The sequence below is a fragment of the Pseudonocardia benzenivorans CB1190 genome, assembly GCF_000196675.2.
Lineage (GTDB): Bacteria > Actinomycetota > Actinomycetes > Mycobacteriales > Pseudonocardiaceae > Pseudonocardia > Pseudonocardia benzenivorans.
The window spans coordinates 4,033,079-4,054,779 of record NC_015312.1 but is presented as its reverse complement, the minus strand read 5'-3'; the positions used below and the strand labels follow the sequence as shown (position 1 = coordinate 4,054,779).

Here is a 21,701-nt window from a genome sequence, read left to right as displayed (position 1 = left end):
GGACCGGGTCAGGCCCGGGCGACCCCGGCGATCTGGGTGTTGAACGGCACGAAGGGCGAGTGGATCCGGTACGGCTCGACGTCGACGTGAACGAACCCGGCGGCGCGCACCGTCGCCGCCAGGTCCCGTTCGCACGAGCACCCCTCGAACGTCCAGGCCCAGGGCCGGCGCAGGACGCGCTGCAGCCACCGGGTGGTGGTCCCGGGCCGCGCCACCACGTGCTCGACGAACCGGAAGGTGCCGCCGGGGCGCAGGACGCGCCGGACCTCGGCGAGGACCCGGGCGGGGTCGGCGACGCTGCAGAGCACGAGCGAGGAGATCACGCAGTCGGCGCTCCCGTCGGGCAGGCCGGTGTCCTCGGCCACCCGTTCCCGCAGGTCGAGGTCCACCCCGTGGCGTGCGGCGGCGGCCCGCAGCCGCGGGTGCATCGGGACGTTGGGCTCGACGGCGACGAGCGTCGTGCCCGGCGCGAGGTGGCGGAGGTTGGCGCCCACCCCGGGGCCGAGCTCGACGACCGTCCGCGGGAGGTCGGCGAACACCCGCCGCTTGTGGTCGCGCAGTTTCCGTTCGATGTAGGGGCCCATGACGGCGAAGAAGGCCGCGTTGAAGGCCCCGCGGGCGGGGTGCACCACGAAGCCGCCGGCCGGCCGGGCCGGCGCCGGACTGCCCGGACGCGAGGTCGGCAGCGGGGCCTGGGTCGGGCTCGTCGCCCGGTCGTCGCTGGTCACGGGTTCACTGTGCGGCCCCCGCGGCGCGCCGTCAGGCGTGGAAGTACCCCACTTTCAGTCGAGGTCGCGCCGCGCGCCGTACCAGGCGGCGATCTGGGCGCGGGACCGGAACCCCAGGCGCAGCCGGATCCGTTCGACGTGGCCCTCGGCCGAGCGTTCGTCGATCCCGAGGTGGGCGGCGATCTCACGGTTGGTGCAGCCCCGGCTCACCAGCTCGGCCACCTCGCGCTGGCGCCTCGTCAGCCCGTCGGCGCCGCGGCGGGCGACGGGCAGCCCGAGGAACCGGCGGACGACCGCCACCAGCTCGTGGCGGTCACCGACGTAGGGCAGGTGCGACCGGCCGGGCAGCAGCACCAGCCGGGCACCGTCGACGGCCGCGGCCAGCGCCTCGGCCTGGGCGACGGGTGCGGCGCGGTCGCCGGTGCGGTGCACCACCAGGGTCGGCGTCCGGACGCGTCCGGCGAGGTCGGTGACGTCGAGGTCGTAGCTGAGCGCGAGGAGCGCCCGCGCGGTCGCCGCCGTCGAGCAGGCGCGCTGGTACCGGGCGGTCCCAGCCCTGGTCACGGGGTCGGCGTCGGGGGCGAAGATGTCGGTCAGCACGTCGGAGCCCAGCCCCCAGTGCGACTCGACGAGCCCGAGTACGTGGTCGCGCACCGCGGGCGGGGACAGGTCGTGGCCGCGCAGCCAGCCCCCGTAGAGCACCAGCCGCCGGACGGTCCCGGGATGCGTCGCCGCCCACGCGACGGCCACCGGCGCCCCCATCGACGTGCCGATCAGGTCGAACGGTCCGTCGAGCGTCGCGGTGACCGCAGCCAGCTGTTCGAGCTCGAACTCCAGTGACGCCGGCCGGTCCACGGCCGCGGTCAGGCCACATCCGGCGCGGTCGTAGCGCACGAGCCGGCAGCCCTGCGCCAGCGCCTCGTAGAAGGCCCGTTCGGCCGGGTGCTCCCAGGCGAGCTCCAGGTGGGTGAGCCAGCCCATGACGTAGACGACGGGCGGCCCGGCGCCGACGGTGGCGTAGGCCACGGCGGTGCCGTCGGACGACACCGCCCGGCCGAGCCGCTGCTGCACGCCTCGATTGTCGCCCACGGCGGGCGTCGGCTCAGCCGCCCGACGTGGCGCTCCCGTCGTCGCCTCCCTCGCCGGGAGGTGGGGCGAGCCGGAGCCGGACGAGGCGGTAGCCGATGCCGACGGCGAACACCGCCACCCCGCCGACGACGGCCTGCCAGGGCAGCGTCACGACGAGCACGGCGCAGCCGAGCGCGCCCGCGAGCTGCAGTGGCCGGCCGTAGCGGCGGTGCTCACCGGTCTGGGTGCGCGCGGCGAGGTTCGCGACCAGGTAGTAGACGAGCACCCCGAACGAGGAGAAGCCGATCACGCCGCGCAGGTCGACCGTGCAGACCAACACGACGACGGCACCGGCCACCGCGAGCTCCGCGCGGTGCGGCACCTGGTGGCGGGCCGACACGGCGGCCAGCGGCCGGGGCAGGTCACCCTCGCGGGCCATCGCCAGCGACGTGCGCCCGAGGCCCGCGATCAACGCCAGCAGCGCCCCGAGTGCCGCGGCGGCACCACCGGCGGCGACGACGGGCACCGCCCGGTCCCAGCCGGCGGCCCGCACGACGTCGGCGAGCGGGGCCGCCGACGACGCGAGCCGGGCCGGCCCCAGCGCGAGCAGCGCCGCGCTGCCGACGACGAGGTACAGCGCGACGGCCAGGCCCAGCGCGAGCAGGACCGCGCGCGGGATCGTCGTGCGCGGGTGGCGGACCTCCTCGCCGAGGGTGGCGATGCGGGCGTAGCCGGCGAAGGCGAAGAACAGCAGCCCGGCCGACTGCAGCACGCCGTAGGCCCCGACGGCGACACCGGGGCCGTAGGCCCCGACGGCGACACCGGGGCCGGGTCCCGGCGCGGGGTGCCGGGTCGCGGCCAGGAACCCGGCGGCGACGACGAGCCCGAGGACGGCGACCGCGACGATGACGAGGACGCGGGTCAGCGCGGCGGTACGGGTGATGCCGAGCAGGTTGACGGCGGCCAGCGCGAGCACGGCCGCGACCGCGACGGGGCGCTGCCAGAACGGCGGTACGAGGTAGGCCGCGAACGTCAGCGCCATCGCGGCGCAGCTCGCGGTCTTGCCGACGACGAACCCCCAGCCGGCGAGGAAACCCCACCACGGGCCGAGCCGCGCCCGCCCGTAGGCGTAGGTGCCGCCCGAGGTCGGGTACTGGGCGGCGAGCTGTGCCGACGCGGTGGCGTTGCAGTAGGCGACCAGGCCGGCGATGCCGAGGCCCAGCAGCAGCCACGGCCCGGCCACGGCGGCGGCCGGGGCGAAGACGGCGAACACCCCGGCGCCGATCATCGAGCCGAGGCCGATCACGACGGCGTCGGTCGTCGTGAGCCGGCGGGCCAGCGGCGAGGCGGTCACGCCCGCGGCGCCCGTCGCCTCAGCCGGCGGGGCCCGGCCCGGCGGCGTGGCCGCCGCCCGCCAGGATCGCGGTGGCGCCGCCCTTGTCCGTCAACGGGTCGGCGTGCCGGTGCACCAGGCCCCACACCCCGTCCACCCGCTCGTAGACCTGCGTGACCCGTAGGACGACGGGCGCGTCCGTGTCGCGTCCGGCGACCTGCTGGCGGCCGCGCTCGAGGCACACCGTGAAGCCGAGGTCGCCGCTGCACCCGGCCGACAGCACCTCCTCCTCGACGTAGCCCGTCACGAACCCGGCGGCCACCCACTCCAGGCGCGGACCGACCTCGTCCCAGCCCGCCTCGTACGCGCCGAGCCCGCCGAAGATGCTGACCCGGTCCTGGTGGTGCCAGCAGGCCTTGTACGGCTCGGGATCACCGTTCACGAAGTCGTTGACGGCGCGGCGGACCCGCTCCAGGGCCGCACGGAAGTCCTCGTCGAGCTCCACCGTGTTCCTCCCGCCACTCGCGCCGGGGATCATCGTGACCACGCGGGGACGCGTTGTCCAGCAACGTCTCACCACGGGGGGACCGGCCGGTCGGGCGGCTACCCGGGCGGGCCGCCGAGCTGCGCGACGACCGGGGCCCAGCGCGCGACGTCGTCGGGCCCGGCGAGGTCGGGTGGGGCGACGAAGACCGTGCACACCCCGGCCTCGGCGAGCGCGCGGTAGCGCGCCACGTGCCGGGCGGCCGTCCCGGCGTGGTGGCGGCCGGCGAACGTCACGGCGTCCGTGCGGCCGCGCAGGCGCTCGACGAGCGTCGCGACGTGCTCGCGGTCCTCGCCGAGGACGGGCACGTCGAGGACCGTGACGTGTTTCTGCGGCCCCGCCGCGGCGACCTCGTCGACGCGCGCGACCGGCACGTTGCAGGCGTCCCCGACCGTCGCGGCCAGCCGCAGCATCCGGCGCCCCGTCCCGCCGACGACGATCGGCAGCGGCCCCACGGCACGCGGGTAGCAGGTCGTCTCCGGCAGCCCGGCGGCCGGCCGGGTGCCCGACGCCCACAGCGCGCGCATCGTCGCGACCGCGTGCTCCAGCGCGTCGACGCGGTCGCGCGGCGGGGGGAACGAGAGCCCGAAACCCGCGTGCTCCCGGCCCCACCACCCCGCGCCGAGCCCGCAGAACGCGCGGCCGCCGCTGAGCGTGTCGAGCGTCGCGAAGGCCTTGGCGAGGATGCCGGGGGCGCGGAACGTCACCGGTGACACGAGCGTCCCGAGGTGCAGGGACGTCGTCGCGCCCGCGAGCAGGCCCAGCGTCACCAGCGGCTCGGGGATCGCCTCGAACGGCCGTCCGACCTGCGGGATCTGGATGAGGTGGTCCATGAGTGCGAGCCCGGCGAACCCGGCGTCCTCGGCCGCGGCGGCGACGGACGTCAGCCACGACGCGGGGTCGTCGCCCCAGGGGAAGCGCGAGACCTGCAGGACGAACGACAGCCGTCCCGGCTCGGCGAACAGCGGTGTCCCGGCGGCGTGCTCGGCGACGGGCGCCTGCGGCCCGTCGGGCGCCGGACCGCCGTCGTCCCGGACGACGAGGTCCCAGCCCTCACCCGCGATCTCCGCCGACACCCCCGGCATCCGGCGCAGCTGCGACGTCAGCGCGGGCGCGGGTACGGGCCGGTCGCGCCCGCGGTTGCGGGCGCGGCACACCGCGGCCGGGGTGTCGAAGACCGCCGCCACGCACGGCAGCCCGACGGCGCGACCGGCCGCGAGCCAGGCCCGGCGGCGGCGCGCGTCGAGCCCGAGGGTGTCGACGACCGTCGTCAGCCCGCGGCGCAGCCGGGCCGCCACGACGGCCTCCAGGACGGTGAACGCGTCGTCGGTGGCGTCGAGGTCGGCCGGGCCGGAGCCGACGCGGCCGCGCAGCGCGTCGGAGGAGACGATCTCCGCGTCGCGGTAGCGGGCCGCGGCCCACGCCGACTTCCCGGCACCGGCCGGCCCGACGAGCACCACCAGCGCCGGATCGGGCAGCTCCACGCGGGGAGTATGCCGGTGGCCGCGCGGATCGGGGCGTCCGTGCGCACGGGCCTGAGCGACCGCTGAGAGCCGGGTGCGCGCCGCTGGCATGCTGAGGAGGTGCGCGCCCGGCCCCCGGGCCGGGGGAGGACACAAGTGGTGACCACGGCCGGCGAGACGAACGCGACGGACGAACCGGCGGCCCGCCCCCGCCGCGGTGGCCCACCCGGCGGGCTGCTGGTGCCGCTGGTCGTCGTGCCGCTGTTGCTGTTCGGCGTCCCGCCGTGGACGGTCGTGCTCGGCGGGCAGAGCTGGCCGGCCTGGGTCGTCGTCGCGGGGGTCGTGCTGGCCGTCCTCGCCCTCGCGGGGCTGCCCGTGCTGATGGCGGTCGGCCACGGTCGCCGGCACGTCGACGCCGCGGCGCGGGTCGGTGACACGCTGCTCGGCGTCGCCTGGCTGCTGTTCACCTGCAGTGTGCTGGGGTTGCTGCTGGAGCTCGTGCTCCTGGTCATCGGTGTCCCGGACCCGCTGCGCTCACGGGTCGTGGCGGGCGTCGTCGTGGGCGGCTGGCTGCTGCTCGTCGCGTACGGGCTGACCGAGGCGCTGCGGGTGCCCCGGGTCCGCACGCGGGAGGTGGCGCTCGAACGCCTCGGCCCGGGCCTGGACGGCATGCGTGTCGTCGTGCTGGCCGACACCCACTTCGGGCCGCTCGACCGCACCCGCTGGTCGACCCGGGTGGCGGCCGTCGTCGCGGGGCTGGCGCCCGACCTGCTGGTCCACGCCGGGGACATCGCCGACGGCGACGTCGCCGATCGCGGCGGCCAGGTGCGGCCCGTAGGGGAGCTGCAGGCCAGGCTGGGCCGGTTCTCCATCGTCGGCAACCACGAGCACTTCTCCGGTGCCGCGCAATGGGTCGAGCACATGCGCGGGCTCGGCTGGCAGCCGCTGGTCAACGAGCACCGGCTCGTCGAGCGGGGTGGTGACCGGCTCGTCGTCGCCGGCATCGACGACCCGACCGGCACCGGCCGCGAGCTCTCCGGTGGCCCCGACCTCGCCGGCGCCCTCGCGGGCGCGGACCCGGACCTGCCCGTCCTGCTGCTCGCCCACCAGCCCCGCCAGGTCCGCGACGCCGTCGCCGCGGGCGTCGACCTGCAGATCTCCGGGCACACCCACGGCGGCCAGATCTGGCCCTTCCACCTGATCGTCCGGCTGGAGCAGGGCGCGCTGGCCGGGCTCAGCAGCCACGGCCCGCGCACCCGGCTCTACACCAGCCGCGGCTCCGGGTTCTGGGGCCCGCCGCTGCGGGTCTTCGCGCCCAGCGAGATCACCGTCCTGGTGCTGCGGGCCACCGGCTGAGCCGGACGCGTCCGGGACCGGCTCAGAACCGGACGGGCAGCCGGTGCAGGCCGTGGATCAGGGAGCTCTCCCGCCAGGCCAGCGACGCCGGCTCGGCCGCGAGCTCGATGTCGGGGAACCGGTCGAGCAGCGTTCGGAAGGCGATCTCGCCCTCCAGCCGCGCCAGCGGCGCGCCCAGGCAGTGGTGGATGCCGTAGCCGAAGGCGACGTGGCCCGAGGTGTCGCGCGTGACGTCGAGCTCGTCCGGGCGCTCGAACCGGCCGGGGTCGCGGTTGGCACCGATCAGCGAGACGAGGACGAGCTCGCCCTCCGGGATGGTCACCCCGCCGATCTCGACCGGCGCGCTGGTGTGGCGCATCGTCGCGAGGTTGACCGGGCCGTCGAAGCGCAGGAACTCCTCGACCGCGTTGGGCACGAGCGACGGGTCGGCGCGCAGCGCGGCGAGCTGGTCGGGACGGCGCAGCAGCGCGAGCATCCCGTTGCCGATGAGGTTGACGGTGGTCTCGTGGCCGGCCACCAGCAGCAGGAACGCCATCGAGATGACCTCGATGTGCGAGAGCCGGTCGCCGTCCTCGGAGGCGGCGACGATCGCGGAAAGCATGTCCTCGCCCGGCTGGGCCGTCTTCTGCGCGACGAGCTCCGCGAGGAACTGCGCCATCGCCTGCGCGGCGGCGGACCGCTCCTCGGGCTCGCCCGCGGACAGCAGCGTGTTCGACCAGGTGCGGAACTCGTCGCGACGGTCCTGCGGGACGCCCAGCAGCTCGCAGATGACGGTCATCGGCAGCGGGAACGCGAACTCGTCGAGCAGGTCGACCTCGGGCCCGTGCGCGGTCATGGAGTCGGCCAGCTCGGTGGCGATCTCGGTGATCCGGGGCCGCATCTGCGCGATGGCCCGCACCGTGAACGCCCGGTTCACCAGCTTGCGCAGGCGCGTGTGGTCGGGCGGGTCGCTGTTGAGCATGTGCTCGACGAGCGAGTTCGCGAACTCGGCCATCCGCACCGTCGGCGCCGTGTGCCGTCCGATCAGGTCCTGGAAGCGACGGCCGTTCTTGGCCAGCCGGGCGTCGTTGAGCGCGGGGCGGACGTCGGCGTAGCGCGTCACCAGCCAGACGACCAGCCCGGGCGGAGCGACGATCCTGGTCACCGGCGCTTCCACGCGCAGCCGCCGGTAGAGCGCGTCCGGGTCGGCGAAGAAGTCGTCGTCCAGCGGAATCGGGTCGGTGTTCCCCACGGTTCGGGTCATGGCTCGGTCCCCCTCCCGGCGGCCCCCCGCCGCCGTCGGCCCTTCCGACGCTAGCGCCGTCCCGGCCGGGGACGCTGAGCGTTCGCTGAAGATCGTCCACGGTGCGTCCCGGCTGTCCGGTTCGTCGCGGCCGGCGTGGCACGGCTCACGTGCCCGACGGTGATCGGCTGGTGGGCTCGGGCGCCCTCGACCATCATCGGCGCGTGACGTCACCGGTGATCGTCGAACTCGCCCTCAACGGCCCCACGCCGCGCAGCGTGAACCGGCACGTGCCGCGCTCGCCCGCGGAGATCACGGCCGTGGCGCTGGAGGGCATCGAGCTGGGCGCGTCGATCGTCCACAACCACAACGACGACCCCATGTTCACCGCCGACGGCGTGCACGCCGTCGAGCCCTACGTCCGGGCGTGGACCCCGATCCTCGACCGGTACCCCGACGTGCTGCTCTACCCGACGATGGGCGCCGCGGCCCGGGGCATCCCCGTCGAGCGGCGCTGGGCGCACGTCGAGGAGCTGGCCCGGCGGCGGATGGGGATGACGCTGGTCGACCCCGGGTCGGTGAACCTGGGCCTGACCTCCGACGGCGTGCTCGACCCCGTCGCCGCCGCCGAGCCCTACGCCAACCCGCACGCCGACACCGACCACATGATCACCCGGACCGCCGCGTTGGGGGCGGCACCGAGCATCTCGATCTTCGAGCCCGGCTACCTGCGGACGGTGCTGACCTGGCACCGCACCGGTCGGTTGCCCGCGGGCGCGATCGTCAAGCTGTACTTCGGGGGGCGGCTTGAGTTCGGGCTGCCCCCGACGCCCACGGCGCTGGAGGCCTACCTGGAACTGCTGGCGCCGTCGGGGTTGCCGTGGTCGGTGGCGGTACTGGGTGGCGACGTCGTCGGGTGCGGGTTGGCCGAGCTGGCCGTGCGCCGCGGTGGGCACGTCCGGGTGGGCCTGGAGGACCACGCGGGGCCGGGCGAGCCGAGCAACGCCGACCTGCTGCGGGCGCTCGGGGAGCTGTTGGCCGACATGGGCCGGGTACCCGCGTCGATCGCCGAGACGCGCGCGATCCTCGGCGTCCCCGCGACCGCCTGAGCGACGCGCCGCCGCGGGGCCCGAGGTCCGAAGCCTCACCCCGCCGCGCCGGAGACGGCCCGTCCGGAGCAACGATCACCGGGGCCCCGGCCACTACCGTGGACGGATGGTCCTGCGCGCCAGGGAGATCATGACCAGCCGCGTCGTCACGGTCCGGGCCGACGCGCCCGTGACGCTCGCCGAGCAGCGGCTCGCGGAGTTCAGGTTCAGCGCCCTGCCGGTCGTCGACGAGCGCAACCGGCTGGTGGGGATGGTCAGCGTCGTCGACCTGCTGCGCCACCGGGAACAGAACCCCGGCGACGCGCGGACGCCCGTCGAGTCGGTCATGACCCGCGACATCGTCCACATGTCGCCGAACGCGGGCGTCGGCATCGTCGCCCACCGCATGCGCACCTACGGCGAGCTGCGGGTCATCCCCATCGTCGACCGCGGCGTCCTGGTCGGCGTCGTCACGCGCAGCGACCTGATCCGGCCCCGTCCCACGGGCGGACCGATCCGCCGCGCGGTCCGCCGGTTCCTGGAACGTCGGTCCGAGGAGAACCGCCCGTCGCACACCTACCGGGCGCCCGCCCGGCCGCCGCGCTCCCTCCCGGACGACGCCCCCGTCCGCGCCGCCATGACCACGGGCGACCTGGTCACCATCACCGAGGACCGGCCGACGGAGGAGGCCGCGGCGCTGCTCACCGGGCGGCGGCTGACCTCGATCCCGGTCGTGACGGCGGGGGACCGGCTCGTCGGGGTCATCAGCGAGGCCGACCTGCTGCGCGACCCGCTCGACGGGCGCCGCACCGGCTCGCCGCGCACGGTCGGCGGTGCGATGACCCGCGACCCCGTCGTGGTCGGTCCCGACGACGAGCTCGCCCGCGCCCGCGCGCTGATGGCCGAGCGGGGCTTCCGGATCCTGCCGGTCGTCCAGGCGGGACGGCTGGTCGGCGTCCTGAGCAGGCGCGACCTGCTCTGACCGTGGGAGGGGCGACTACGCGACCACCTGCGGCAGGTGCCAGCCGAACGCGGCGCTGACCAGCCGCAACGCCAGGCAGGCGGCGGCGCCCACCACCATCGCCGCCGCTCGCGGCATCCCGGACCGCCGCGCGACGACGACCACGAACGCGCCGAGGGCCGCGGCGAGCGCGTAGATGTCGGTGCGCAGCACGGTGGGGACCTCGCGCAGCAGCAGGTCGCGCAGCACGCCGCCGCCGACCCCGGTGATCGTCCCCAGCAGCACGGCCAGTACGCCGCCGACCCGGCGGTCGAGCGCCTTCGTGGCCCCCACGACGCAGAACAGCGCGAGGCCGGCGGCGTCGAGCGCGACGAGCACCGGCGCGGGGACGGCCCGCACGCCCGCGTACAGGACGACCACGATCGTCGCGCCGGTGGCGATGACCGCCGGATAGGCGACCGAGCGCAGCGCGGCGGGCGGGACGTCGCCGAGCAGCAGGTCGCGCAGGATGCCGCCGCCGACGGCCGTCGCGAAGGCGACGACGAGCACCCCGAACAGGTCGAGCCCCGCGGCGGCGGCCTGCGCGCCGCCCTCGACGGCGAACAGCATGGTCGCGGCGAGATCGGCCGTGGTCAGCATGCCGGCGGGGCGGACGCGCACACGCCACCCTAGAACCGCACGTCACCCTGGAACCGCTCGGACACACCGCTGCGGCACACTCCAGGCAACGCGTCCGGACCCGGGCGCGCCCCGTCGCGAGGAAGGTCACCGCAGCCGGCCATGGACTTCTACTCCGCGTACCGGCACGGCTTCCTGCGCGTCGCCGCCTGCACCCTGCGCACCGTCATCGCCGATCCGGCCGCGAACGCCGCGAGCGTCCTGGAGACGGCCCGGGCGCTGCACGACGACGGCGTCGGCATGGCGCTCTTCCCCGAGCTGACGTTGTCGGGGTACTCGATCGAGGACGTCCTGCTGCAGGACACCCTGCTCGACGCGGTCGAACGGGCGCTGGCCGACATCGTCGCCGGCTCGGCCGACCTGCTGCCGGTCCTCGTCGTCGGGGCACCGCTGCGGTACCGCCACCGCATCCACAACTGCGCGGTCGTCATCCACCGCGGGCGGGTGCTGGGGGTGGCGCCGAAGTCCTACCTGCCGACGTATCGGGAGTTCTACGAGCGCCGCCAGGTCGCGCCGGGCGACGACATCGCAGGGACGCTCCGCCTCGCCGGTGCCGACGTCCCGTTCGGGCCCGATCTCCTGTTCGCCGCGGCCGACGTGCCCGGGTTCGTCCTGCACGTCGAGATCTGCGAGGACATGTGGGTGCCCGTGCCGCCCAGCGCCGAGGCGGCCCTCGCCGGTGCGACGGTGCTCGCGAACCTCTCCGGCAGCCCCATCACCGTCGGTCGCGCCGACGACCGGGCGTTGCTGTGCCGCTCGGCGTCGTCGCGGTGCCTCGCCGCGTACGTCTACGCGGCGGCGGGTGAGGGGGAGTCGAGCACCGACCTCGCCTGGGACGGCCAGACGATGATCTTCGAGAACGGCGTGCTGCTCGCGGAGAGCCCGCGGTTCCCGAGGGGGCCGCGCCAGGCCGTCGCCGACGTCGACCTCGACCTGCTGCGCGCCGAGCGGCTGCGCATGGGCACGTTCGACGACAACCGCCGCCACCACGCCGCACGGCTGGACTCGTTCCGGCGCATCGAGTTCCGGCTCGAGCCGCCGGGCCACGACATCGGCCTGCGCCGGGAGGTCGAGCGCTTCCCGTTCGTGCCCGCCGACCCCGCGCGGCTGGAACAGGATTGCTACGAGGCCTACAACATCCAGGTGTCCGGGCTGGAGCAGCGGCTGCGGGCGATCGGCCAGCCTAAGGTCGTCATCGGCGTCTCCGGCGGGCTCGACTCCACGCACGCGCTGATCGTCGCCGCCCGGGCGATGGACCGGGAGGACCGGCCGCGCAGCGACATCCTGGCGTTCACGCTGCCCGGCTTCGCCACCGGCGAGCGCACGAAGAACAACGCGACCCGGCTGGCAGAGGCGCTCGGCGTCACGTTCGAGACGATCGACATCACCGAGACGGCCCGGCTCATGCTGCGCAACCTCGCGCACCCGTTCTCGTCGGGCGAGCCGGTCTACGACGTCACGTTCGAGAACGTCCAGGCGGGACTGCGCACCGACTACCTGTTCCGGGCCGCCAACCAGCGCAACGGGATCGTCCTCGGCACCGGCGACCTGTCCGAGCTGGCGCTCGGCTGGTCGACCTACGGGGTCGGCGACCAGATGTCGCACTACAACGTCAACGGCGGCGTGCCGAAGACGCTGATCCAGCACCTCATCCGCTGGGTGGTGTCGTCGAAGCAGTTCGACGACGAGGTCGGCGCCGTCCTCACCGACGTCCTCGACACCGAGATCACCCCCGAGCTCGTCCCGGTCGACGACGAGCGTCCGGTGCAGAGCAGCGAGGCGACCGTCGGGCCGTACTCGTTGCAGGACTTCACCCTCTTCCACGTGCTGCGCTGGGGGATGCGCCCGTCGAAGATCGCGTTCCTGGCCTGGCACGCGTGGCACGACGTCGAGGCCGGCGACTGGCCAGCCGGCTTCCCCGAGGCGGACCGGGTCGCGTTCGCCATGTCCGACGTCCGGCGCTGGCTCGAGGTCTTCGCCCAGCGCTACTTCGGGTTCGCGCAGTTCAAGCGGTCGGCGCTGCCCAACGGGCCCAAGGTGTCCGCGGGCGGGTCGCTGTCGCCGCGGGGGGACTGGCGCGCGCCGTCGGACATGTCGGCGCGGATCTGGCTCGACGAGATCCGCCGCGAGGTACCGCCGGCCTGAACCGGGCGCAGGGGCCGCGTGTCCACCGATCGACGGACACGCGGGTCCTCCGGTGCGTCCTCCCGTCGGCCGACGGTGCGGGCGGGTGTTCGGCGGGAGTCTCGATCGGTCGAGGGAGACACCCCGCCGCCGGATCCGAGGAGGTGCCGCCGCCATGACCGCGCCGACCCCTGCGCCGAGCCCCCCGGACCGAGAGCCGCCGTCCGCCACCGGCCGCGCCCGGACACTCGTCGCCGCGGCCGCCGCCGCGCTGGCCGCGGTCGCCGTCACGACCGGCGTCGTCGTCGGCCTCACCGCGGGGGCGCCCGCGACGCAGCCGGCGGCGGCCGCCGCGGCGACCGCGAGCCGTCCCGTCGCACCGGGCGGACACCACGCGGGGCCCGCCGCCCCCGCGACGTCGTCGGCCGCGATCACACTGTGCGGCAGGAGCTCGGCCGGCTGAGTGCTGCGGGGACCTCGACGCCCGAGGCACATGCCGGCACCGCATCCGCCACAGTGGACGGCTCGCCTGTGTGCCCGCCCCGGACCCACCGCACCCTGCCCGGGCCCACCCGCCCTCCCGAGCGCAACCTCACCGTCCGCCGCGGCGCGGATCCGAGCGCTGGGGTTGCGCGCGAAGAGCCCGGGCGCAACCTCACCGTCCGCCGCGGCGCGAATCCGAGCGCCGGGGTTGCGCGCGGAGGGTCGGGCGCAACCTCACCGTCGTCTCGCGGCGGCGAGGCAGCAGTGAGGTTGCGGCCGGGGTCGGGTCGGGTCGGCGGGACATGACGTGGGCACAACGACGAGGCTGCCGCGTTGCGATTGTCAACAATCTCGTTGGCAATATTGATGAGCAAAGCTATGCTGCTCGGCGGTCACGGGATGCTCCGACACAGCTGATCACAGCGCCGGAATCGTGCGCTGTCACACGGTTTGCGACGCGCGGTGCACTCCGCGGTATCGACACTCGATGAGGAGTTGAGCGTGGTGCGGCTGCGATCCCGACTGTCCCGACGTGGCGGAGTGCTGGTTCTCGCACTGTGCGCAGCGCTCGCGGCCGCGTGCGGCGCGGCGGACAACGGCGGGGTCGGCGGCAACAAGCCGATCGTCGCGGTGAACCCCTATGGCGCGAACCTCGCCGCGGAGGGGGTGCCCAAGCGCGGCGGCACCCTCACCATCGGTGAGGACCGCGAGATCGTCTCCTTCGACCCGACGGTGCAGAACGCCAACCCCGCCGCCGCGGCGGTCTACGACTCGCTGATGAAGGTCGAGCCCGACGGCACCGTCGCGCCCTTCCTCGCCGAGTCCATGACCACCGCGGACGGCGGGCGGACGTGGACGCTGAAACTCCGGCCGAACGTCGCGTTCTCCGACGGCACCCCGCTCGACGCGCAGGCCGTCGTCGTCAACGTCCAGCGCCACATCGACAAGGTCAGCTCGCCCGCCCACCAGGCCGCGGCGCAGATCGCGTCGATGACGACGCCCGACCCGCTGACGGTCGTGTTCGGCCTGAAGACGGCCCTCGGCGACTTCTCGACGAACTTCGGGGGCGCGTTCTTCGGCGGCACGCTCGGCATGATCGTCTCGCCCGCGGCGCTGAAGCAGTACGGCGACCAGATCGGGTCGCACCCCGTCGGGGCCGGCCCGTTCATGCTGGTCAGCTGGGTGCGCGACGCGAAGCTCGACGTCACGCGCAACCCGCACTACTGGCAGCCGAACATGCCCTACCTCGACAACATCGAGTTCCGGCCGATCCCCGACACCGACAGCCGTTCGGCGTCGATCCAGAACGGTGACGTCGACATGATCTTCGGCGGCTACAACCAGGAACTGGTGCGCGGCCTCGCGAACCCGAACCTGAACGTCTACTACGGACCCGGCAACGCCGGCGAGTTCCTGTACTTCAACCTGCACAACGCGCCGTTCGACAACCGCGACATGCGCGAGGCGATCGTCCGGGGGATCGACCTGAACGCCCTGTCCGCGAGCCAGTACAACAACCAGATGGTGAAGGCGGACAGCCTGTTCGACGCCAGTAGCCCGTACCACACGGCGGCGGCGTCGGCGGAGTGGCCGACCTTCGACCAGGCCAAGGCCACACAGCTGGTCGACGCCTACCGGGCAGGCGGCGGCAACCCGGACTTCGTCTTCAAGACCACGACGACGAGGCAGGCCTTCGCGGAGTTCCTGCAGGCGCAGATGGCCGCGATCGGCATCCACGTCACGGTGCAGACCTACGACCTCGCGCAGTTCTCCTCGTCCGTGCTGCAGGGCGGCGACTTCCAGCTGACGACATGGGTCGGCCCGTTCGACAACCCCGACCCGGGGGCGTCGCGGCTACTGCACTCGGGCGGCAACGGCAACTACGGCAAGTACGCGAACCCGCAGGTCGACCAGTGGCTCGACGACGCGGCCGCGACGCAGGACCCGGCGCAGCGGACGAAGGACTACCAGCAGGTCGAGCTGCAGGTGAACAAGGACCTCGTCGTCGACTTCTTCAGCCGCTCCTACCTCTCGACGATCACGAAGAAGGACGTCAAGGGCATGGACCGGTTCCTCTCACGCGACATGTGGTTCGCCGGGACGTGGCTGGACCGGTGACCGGGACGCCGTCGGCCTGAACCGACGCGCCGCCGGCCGGGACCGAGGCCCCGGCCGGCGGCGCGGGAGTGTCCGATCTTCGGTGTAACTGGTCTGTAGCTCCGGGCGTGTCCCGGGGGAAGGACCACCAATGACCGACACGATCGAGCCCATGCCGCGGGCTCGGATTGATCACCAGCAGTTCGCTCAGCAGTTGGTGGAGGCCGCCAAGGCCGACGGGGTGGAGCTCGTCGGCCCGGACGGGCTGCTCACCGGGCTGACCAAAACAGTGCTCGAGACCGCCCTGGAAGCCGAGCTCAGCGAGCACCTGGGCTATGACCGCCACGACCCGGCCGGGCGCGACGGCGGGAACTCCCGCAACGGCACCCGCACCAAGACCGTGCTCACCGAGATCGGCCCGGTCGAGATCGAGGTGCCGCGCGACCGCGACGCCAGCTTCGAGCCTCAGATCGTGCGCAAGCGCCAACGCCGCCTGGACGGGATCGACGAGATCGTGCTGTCGCTGACCGCCCGCGGCCTGACCACCGGGGAGGTGGCCGCGCACTTCGCCGAGGTCTACGGGGCCAAGGTCTCCAAGGACACCATCTCGAGGATCACCGACAAGGTCCTCGACGAGCTGGGCGAGTGGCAGAACCGCCCGCTCGACGCCGTCTATCCGGTGCTGTTCATCGACGCTCTCTACGTCAAAGTCCGCGACGGGCAGGTCACCAACCGGCCCTTCTACGTGGTCATCGGGGTGACCGTGGACGGGCAGCGCGACATCCTCGGGATCTGGGCCGGCGAGGGCGGCACCGGTGGGGAGGGCGCGAAGTTCTGGCTGCAGGTTCTGACCGAGATCAAAAACCGCGGGGTCGGCGATGTGTGCATCGCCGTCTGCGACGGCCTGAAGGGCCTGCCCGAGGCGATCACCACCGCCTGGCCGCAGGCGGTGGTGCAGACGTGTGTGTTGCACCTGATCCGCAACACCTTCCGCTACGCCTCCCGGCGCTACTGGGAGCAGCTGGCCAAGGACCTGCGCCCGGTCTACACCGCCCCGACCGAGGCCGCGGCCCAGGCCCGGTTCGCCGAGTTCGCCGAGACCTGGGGCGGGCAGTATCCGGCGATCATCGCGCTGTGGCGGGCGGCGTGGTCGGAGTTCGTGCCGTTCCTGGACTACGACGTGGAGATCCGCAAGGTCATCTGCTCCACGAATGCGATCGAGTCGCTCAACGCCCGCTACCGGCGGGCGATCAAGGCCCGGGGGCACTTCCCGACCGAGCAGGCCGCGCTGAAGTGCCTCTACCTGGTCACCCGCTCACTCGACCCCACCGGGAAGGGCCGAACCCGCTGGGCGATGCGCTGGAAGCCGGCCCTGAACGCCTTCGCGATCACCTTCGCCGGCCGTATCGTCCCCAGCAACGGAAACTAGCCGCCACCCCGGCCAGTTACACCGTTCCTCTGACACTCCCGGCGGCGCGGTGGAGTGCGCGGGCCGGTCAGCCGTTATGTCCGCCGTAGCCGCCGGAGTGGTCCCAGCTGCTGTCGTCGCGGTGCTCGTGGCAGCTCTTGTCGTGCTCGTAGGACTTGTCCTCCCAGTGGTGGTGCTGGGACTTGTCCTCCCAGCTGTCGTTGCAGCTGGTGTCGCGCCAGTCGTCGGACTTGTGGTGGCTGCCGTACTGCTCCTCGTACCGGTGCTTCTCGTGCTCGGAGTGGTTGTGGTGCTTGTCGTTGTCGTGATGCTTGCTCTTGAACATGACGACCTCGTCTCCTGAGGGTGCTGCGGCGGGTCGTGCGCGGAGCAGGCTGTTCCGTAAGGAGAGGTTCGTCGGTTCGATGTGCCGCGTTACGCCTGATCAGGTCGGGTGTCCGTACCGTCCGGTACGTCCGGTCCGTCCAGCAGATCACGACGCTTGCGTAGGCCCGCGAGGTCGCCCGCGGCGAGCGCCCGCCAGAACCGCAGCGTCGCGTACTCGACCTCCAGGCCCAGTTCGAGCGTGATGAGCCGGGGGTTGTCCGCCGGGTCGGGCCCGAACCGTTCGACCATTCCCTCGTAGAGCGCGATGCGCTCCTCGTGCCGGGCGATCTGCTGGCCCGCGAGACGCGTGACGTCGTCGGGGTTGCCGACCTCGTTGAAGAACAGCTTGAGCTCTGCCGGGTCGCGTATCTGGAAGTGGCTGTCGCTGGGCTCGGCGATCCACGCCTCCAGCGCCGCGCGGCCTTCGGGGGTGATCGAGTACGTCTTGCGTCGTCGCCCGGAGGTCTCGGACTCGCAGGTCAGCAGGCCCGCGTCGGTCAGCCGCTCGGGCTCGGAGTACAGCTGGGCGTGCGGGAAGTGCCAGAAGTAGCCGACGGAGTGGCCGACCGCGCGCTTGAGGTCGTACGGCGTCGACGGTCCGCGCAGCGCGATCATGCCCAGAACGACGTAGGACGTGGGCGACAACCGGACATCGGGCACGCTCGGCATGCTATCCGGCTCGGACCGTCCGAGCGGGACGGTGCGTCCGGCACCACAATCGCGGATCACGGGTCGTCGAGGACCGGCATGTGGATCCCGGGGTCGCGGCCCAGTCGCGCGGCGCGGGTGACCGCCTCGCCGCCGAAGCGGTCGCGCAGCTCGTCGAGCGTCGCGTCGAGCTCCGGGCCGGCGTCGCGCTCGAACGGCAGCACGAGCTGGACGGCCCCGTCGTCGTCCAGGTTGGCCAGCGACAGCCCGACGAGGGTGATCCCGCGGTCGAGGATCATCGGCATCGCGGCGTGCAGCAACTGCCGGGCGGCGCGCAGGATGGTCGGCGTGTGCGCGGTGGCGCCCGCGAGGGTGTGCGAGCGCGTCGCCCGGGTGAAGTCGCCGAACCGCAGCCGCAGCACGACGGTCCGGCACACGCGGTGCCCGCCGCGCAGCCGCTTGCCCAGCCGGTCGACGATGCCCGCGACGATCGCGTCGAGCTCCTCTGGCGGGCGCTCGCGGCGGCCCAGTGCGCGCTGGGAGCCGATCGAGCGGCGGCGCACGCCCGTCTCGACCCGGCGCGGGTCGAGGCCGTGGGACAGCGCGTGCAGGTGCCGGCCCGCGGCCCGGCCGAGGAACGAGACGAGTGCAGGCTCGCCGAGGCCCGCGACCTCCGCGACCGTCCGCACCCCGATCGCGTGCAGCTTCGCCGACGTCACCTTCCCGACCCCCCACAGGCGCTCGACCGGCAGCGGGTGCAGGAACTCGAGCTCGGCCTCGGGCGGGACCCGCAGCAGCCCGTCGGGCTTCGCCACCCCGCTCGCGACCTTGGCCAGGAACTTCGTGCGCGCGACGCCGACGGTGATCGGCAGCCCGACCTGCTCGGCGACGTCGCGCCGCAACCGGGCCGCGATGTCCATCGGCGCGCCCGCGATCCGCCGGAGGCCGCCGACCTCGAGGAACGCCTCGTCGATCGAGATCCCCTCGACCAGCGGCGTCGTCGACTCGAACACCCGGAACACCGCCTTCGACGCCTCCGAGTACGCCGACATCCGGGGGCGGACGACGACCGCGGCCGGGCACAGGGCCAGCGCCTGCCGCCCGCCCATCGCGGTGCGCACACCCGCGGCCTTCGCCTCGTAGCTGCAGGCCAGCACGACCCCGCCGCCGACGATCACCGGACGGCCCCGCAACGCGGGATCGTCGCGCTGCTCGACCGACGCGAAGAACGCGTCGAGGTCGGCGTGCAGGATCGTCGCGTCGCGGGACACGAACACATGTTCGCATCGGCCACCGACGGTCCGCGTCCGCCGACGGGGCGGCTACCCGGTGCCCTGGTCCTGGATCACCGAGAGGACGTTGCCCGCCGGGTCGGTGAACCACGCGATGGGCGGCCCGTACCGGCGCTGGACGCCGCGCTCGTCGGTCCAGTCGCTGACCTGGAACGTCACGCCCTTCGCGACGAGCGCGTCGACAGCGGCGTCGACGTCGCCGACCCGGAAGTTGAGGATCGTGAACGACGCCGGGACGTGGTCGGGCTTGGGGTAGACGAGGGTGTCGCGGGTGCTGCCGGCGTCGCCCGCGAGGTGCAGGACGAGCATGCCGTCGCGCTCGGAGAGCCGGACCCCGAGGACGTCGCCGTAGAACGCCTTGGCGGCGGGGATGTCGTCGACCGAGAACCCGCTGAACGCGGGCGTCTTCTCGAACATGTCGGTCCCTTCCGTTCGATGGGGGTGATGGTGCCGTGTCCCGGGTCAGGGCTGCAGGTCGGTCGCGGCCCGGAAGGAGCCGTCCATGTGGAACGGCGTGGACGTGTGCTCGTGCACGACGCGCCAGCGGCCCTGCACCCGGCGCAGGCACGTCGTCGCGCGGTACCAGAACGAGAAGCCCTCCGCGGCCCCGGCGGGGACCGCCGACATCCGGCGCAGGCCGTGCGCGAAGGCCAGGTCGCCGCCGACGGTCACCTCCAGCTCGGTGGTCTCGATGGTCACGGGTCCGTCGAACCCGGCGAGCCAGGCCCGCACGCCCGCGGCGGCGTGGCCGCGCCGGCCCAACGGCGGGGCGAGGTCGAAGATCATCGCGTCGGTCGCGTAGCGGGCGACGGCGAGCTCGGCGTCGCGCGTGCGCATCGCCTCGGCCTCCTCGGCGAGCAGGGCTCGCACAGCGGCCTCCTCGGCGAACAGGGCTCGCACGGCGGCCTCCTCGGCGAGCACGGCTCGCACGGCGGCCTCGTCGGCGCGGGTGTCGGCCTGGTCGGTGGCGGGGGAGGTGGTCATCGGTGTCTCCTTGGTCGGGGACGCGCCCGGATCGGGCGCATCTCGTCGGGGACGTCGAAGCCGCGGCACCGGTCTCGACATCCTGGGTGCACGACCTGTGCAGGAGCTCGTCCACCGACCCGGAGGCCGCCGTGAAGTACCTGATCATGATCATGATGAATCCCGAGGCCGGAGCGATGTGGGCGCAGATGTCGCCCGAGCGGCAGCGCCAGGGCTACGAGGCGCACGACCGGGTCCGCGAGGCCATCGCCGCCGCGGGCGAGCTGGTGACGGCCGAGGCGCTGCAGGGACCGGAGGCGGCGCGACGGGTCCGGCTGCGCGGCGGCCAGGTCGTCACGACCGACGTCCCGTTCGCGGAGGCGAAGGAGCACCTCGCGGGCTACTACCTCGTCGACTGCCCGAGCGTCGAGAAGGCGGTCGAGTGGGCGGCGGCGATGCCGGAGGCCGAGTTCGTCGACATCGAGGTCCGGCCGGTCCTCGACCTGCACCCCCTGGCCGGGGCGCAGCCCGGTACGTGAGTGCCGTCCCGTCCGGCGAGCTGCTGCGCGCGCTCACGCCGGAGGTCGTCGCGGCGCTCGCCCGGCGCTACGGCGACTTCGAGACGTGCGAGGACGCCGTGCAGGAGGCGCTGCTGGCCGCCGCGACGCAGTGGCCGTCGGACGGCGTGCCGGAGAACCCGAAGGCCTGGCTCATCACCGTCGCGGCGCGGCGGCGCATCGAGCTATGGCGGTCCGACGACGCGCGTCGCCGCCGCGAGGAGACCGTCGCCGCGCTGGAGCCGCCGGACCCGGCCCCCGCCCCGCAGTCCGACGACACGCTGACCCTGATGCTGTTGTGCTGCCACCCCGCGCTGACCCGGCCGTCGCAGGTGGCGCTCACCCTGCGCGCCGTCGGCGGGCTGACGACGACCGAGATCGCCCGGGCCTTCCTGGTGCCCGAGCCGACGGTCGGGCAGCGGATCAGCCGGGCGAAGCAGCGCATCGCCGCGGCGGGCGGGCGGTTCCGGATGCCGCCGCCCGCCGAGCTCGACGACCGGGTCGCCGCCGTCTGCGCCGTCCTCTACCTGGTCTTCAACGAGGGGCACACCGCGAGCGAGGGCCCGGACCTGCAGCGCGTCGAGCTCAGCGGCGAGGCCGTGCGGCTCGCCCGGCTGCTGCGGGCGGCGCGCCCCGCCGACGACGAGGTGGCCGGGCTGCTCGCGCTGATGCTGTTGACCGACGCCCGCCGGGATGCCCGCGTCGGCCCCGACGGCGGGCTCGTGCCGCTGGCGGAGCAGGACCGGTCGCGCTGGGACGCGGGCGCGATCGACGAGGGCCTCGCCCTGGTGGCGCAGGTGCTGCCGGCCGGCCCGGTCGGGCCGTACCAGCTGCAGGCGGCCATCGCCGCCGTGCACGCGGAGGCGGCGTCGGCGTCCGACACGGACTGGCCGCAGATCCTCGGCCTGTACCGCCTGCTCGAGACGGTCGCGCCGGGCCCGATGGTCGCGCTGAACCGCGTCGTCGCCGTCGCGATGGTGCACGGGCCGGCCGCCGGCCTCGCCGGGCTCGACGAGCTCGCCGCCGATGCCGCGCTGGCTGGTCACCATCGCCTCCACGCGGTGCGGGCCCACCTGCTCGAGCGCGCCGGCCGGGTGGCCGCGGCGCGCCGCGAGTACACCGCCGCGGCGGACCTCACGCGCAGCGCGCCGGAACGGCGTTACCTCGCGGGGAGGGCCGCGGCGCTGCGCGGGTGATCCCGGGGGTCCGCCCCCGGCCGGCGTCGGGTCCGCACCCTCGTTGCGGCCCGCCGTGCTCGCCACCCTGGTCGACGGGGTCCGGACGAGCCGGGCGGGACCAGG

General features: G+C 74.1%; 21 protein-coding genes. 9 read left to right on the top strand and 12 right to left on the bottom strand.

Annotated elements, in window-relative coordinates; genetic code table 11:
• Positions 1-8 precede the first annotated feature (8 nt).
• The 5 genes from PSED_RS19065 to PSED_RS19045 all read right to left on the bottom strand — a co-directional run bounded on the left by PSED_RS19065 (position 9) and on the right by PSED_RS19045 (position 5,157).
• Entirely contained in the window at positions 9-728 is a 720-nt protein-coding gene (locus PSED_RS19065; protein ID WP_233899079.1) for a class I SAM-dependent methyltransferase, read from the bottom strand.
• 54 nt (positions 729-782) lie between these two features.
• A complete protein-coding gene (locus PSED_RS19060; RefSeq protein WP_049803447.1) occupies positions 783-1,799 on the bottom strand; it encodes an alpha/beta fold hydrolase in 1,017 nt (338 codons plus the stop codon).
• A gap of 31 nt (positions 1,800-1,830) precedes the next feature.
• Positions 1,831-3,150, bottom strand: coding sequence for an APC family permease (locus PSED_RS19055; protein ID WP_013675880.1), 1,320 nt, complete (start codon positions 3,148-3,150; stop codon positions 1,831-1,833).
• 19 nt (positions 3,151-3,169) lie between these two features.
• Entirely contained in the window at positions 3,170-3,634 is a 465-nt protein-coding gene (locus tag PSED_RS19050; RefSeq protein WP_013675879.1) for a YybH family protein, read from the bottom strand.
• 98 nt (positions 3,635-3,732) lie between these two features.
• A complete protein-coding gene (locus PSED_RS19045; RefSeq protein WP_013675878.1) occupies positions 3,733-5,157 on the bottom strand; it encodes an LLM class flavin-dependent oxidoreductase in 1,425 nt (474 codons plus the stop codon).
• A gap of 138 nt (positions 5,158-5,295) precedes the next feature.
• On the opposite strand from PSED_RS19045, the gene PSED_RS19040 reads away from it, so the two are divergent.
• The gene (locus PSED_RS19040; RefSeq protein ID WP_013675877.1) at positions 5,296-6,492 is read left to right on the top strand and encodes a metallophosphoesterase; all 1,197 of its coding nucleotides are present in this window, start codon (positions 5,296-5,298) and stop codon (positions 6,490-6,492) included.
• 22 nt (positions 6,493-6,514) lie between these two features.
• On the opposite strand, the gene PSED_RS19035 is transcribed toward PSED_RS19040, so the two are convergent.
• Positions 6,515-7,735: a cytochrome P450 family protein gene (locus PSED_RS19035; RefSeq protein WP_013675876.1), complete on the bottom strand. Its 1,221-nt coding sequence runs from the start codon at positions 7,733-7,735 to the stop codon at positions 6,515-6,517.
• Positions 7,736-7,938: 203 nt separating this feature from the next.
• Here PSED_RS19035 and PSED_RS19030 point away from each other — a divergent pair, with 203 nt between their 5' ends.
• Entirely contained in the window at positions 7,939-8,823 is an 885-nt protein-coding gene (locus PSED_RS19030) for a beta-keto acid cleavage family enzyme (protein WP_063821982.1), read from the top strand.
• Positions 8,824-8,929: 106 nt separating this feature from the next.
• On the top strand, positions 8,930-9,784 hold the full coding sequence (locus tag PSED_RS19025) for a CBS domain-containing protein (RefSeq protein ID WP_013675874.1): 855 nt from the start codon (positions 8,930-8,932) through the stop codon (positions 9,782-9,784).
• 15 nt (positions 9,785-9,799) lie between these two features.
• Here PSED_RS19025 and PSED_RS19020 read toward each other — a convergent pair whose 3' ends face one another.
• Positions 9,800-10,423, bottom strand: a complete 624-nt coding sequence (locus PSED_RS19020; protein WP_013675873.1) for a trimeric intracellular cation channel family protein — start codon at positions 10,421-10,423, stop codon at positions 9,800-9,802.
• 120 nt (positions 10,424-10,543) lie between these two features.
• Between PSED_RS19020 and PSED_RS19015 the strand changes: the two genes are divergently transcribed.
• The 4 genes from PSED_RS19015 to PSED_RS19000 all read left to right on the top strand — a co-directional run bounded on the left by PSED_RS19015 (position 10,544) and on the right by PSED_RS19000 (position 16,574).
• Complete coding sequence (locus tag PSED_RS19015) at positions 10,544-12,586, top strand: NAD(+) synthase (protein ID WP_013675872.1); 2,043 nt, start codon at positions 10,544-10,546, stop codon at positions 12,584-12,586.
• Between the two features lie 154 nt (positions 12,587-12,740).
• A complete protein-coding gene (locus PSED_RS19010; RefSeq protein ID WP_013675871.1) occupies positions 12,741-13,028 on the top strand; it encodes a hypothetical protein in 288 nt (95 codons plus the stop codon).
• A 560-nt stretch (positions 13,029-13,588) separates the two neighbouring features.
• The gene (locus PSED_RS19005) at positions 13,589-15,166 is read left to right on the top strand and encodes an ABC transporter substrate-binding protein (protein ID WP_041759859.1); all 1,578 of its coding nucleotides are present in this window, start codon (positions 13,589-13,591) and stop codon (positions 15,164-15,166) included.
• A gap of 130 nt (positions 15,167-15,296) precedes the next feature.
• The gene (locus PSED_RS19000; RefSeq protein ID WP_013672244.1) at positions 15,297-16,574 is read left to right on the top strand and encodes an IS256 family transposase; all 1,278 of its coding nucleotides are present in this window, start codon (positions 15,297-15,299) and stop codon (positions 16,572-16,574) included.
• A 67-nt stretch (positions 16,575-16,641) separates the two neighbouring features.
• On the opposite strand, the gene PSED_RS18995 is transcribed toward PSED_RS19000, so the two are convergent.
• The 5 genes from PSED_RS18995 to PSED_RS18975 form a co-directional block, all read right to left on the bottom strand.
• Positions 16,642-16,899, bottom strand: a complete 258-nt coding sequence (locus tag PSED_RS18995; RefSeq protein WP_013675869.1) for a hypothetical protein — start codon at positions 16,897-16,899, stop codon at positions 16,642-16,644.
• Between the two features lie 89 nt (positions 16,900-16,988).
• On the bottom strand, positions 16,989-17,609 hold the full coding sequence (locus PSED_RS18990; protein ID WP_013675868.1) for a PadR family transcriptional regulator: 621 nt from the start codon (positions 17,607-17,609) through the stop codon (positions 16,989-16,991).
• Positions 17,610-17,665: 56 nt separating this feature from the next.
• The gene (dinB, locus tag PSED_RS18985; protein ID WP_013675867.1) at positions 17,666-18,865 is read right to left on the bottom strand and encodes a DNA polymerase IV; all 1,200 of its coding nucleotides are present in this window, start codon (positions 18,863-18,865) and stop codon (positions 17,666-17,668) included.
• Positions 18,866-18,910: 45 nt separating this feature from the next.
• Positions 18,911-19,297, bottom strand: a complete 387-nt coding sequence (locus tag PSED_RS18980) for a VOC family protein (RefSeq protein WP_013675866.1) — start codon at positions 19,295-19,297, stop codon at positions 18,911-18,913.
• A gap of 45 nt (positions 19,298-19,342) precedes the next feature.
• Complete coding sequence (locus PSED_RS18975; RefSeq protein ID WP_013675865.1) at positions 19,343-19,864, bottom strand: YybH family protein; 522 nt, start codon at positions 19,862-19,864, stop codon at positions 19,343-19,345.
• 131 nt (positions 19,865-19,995) lie between these two features.
• Between PSED_RS18975 and PSED_RS18970 the strand changes: the two genes are divergently transcribed.
• Both PSED_RS18970 and PSED_RS18965 read left to right on the top strand, forming a co-directional pair.
• The gene (locus tag PSED_RS18970; RefSeq protein ID WP_013675864.1) at positions 19,996-20,382 is read left to right on the top strand and encodes a YciI family protein; all 387 of its coding nucleotides are present in this window, start codon (positions 19,996-19,998) and stop codon (positions 20,380-20,382) included.
• Positions 20,379-21,596 carry an RNA polymerase sigma factor gene (locus PSED_RS18965; RefSeq protein WP_013675863.1) on the top strand — a complete coding sequence of 406 codons (1,218 nt, stop codon included), beginning with the start codon at positions 20,379-20,381 and terminating at the stop codon, positions 21,594-21,596. Before PSED_RS18970 ends, PSED_RS18965 begins: the two co-directional genes overlap by 4 nt.
• The last annotated feature ends 105 nt before the right edge of the window (positions 21,597-21,701 follow it).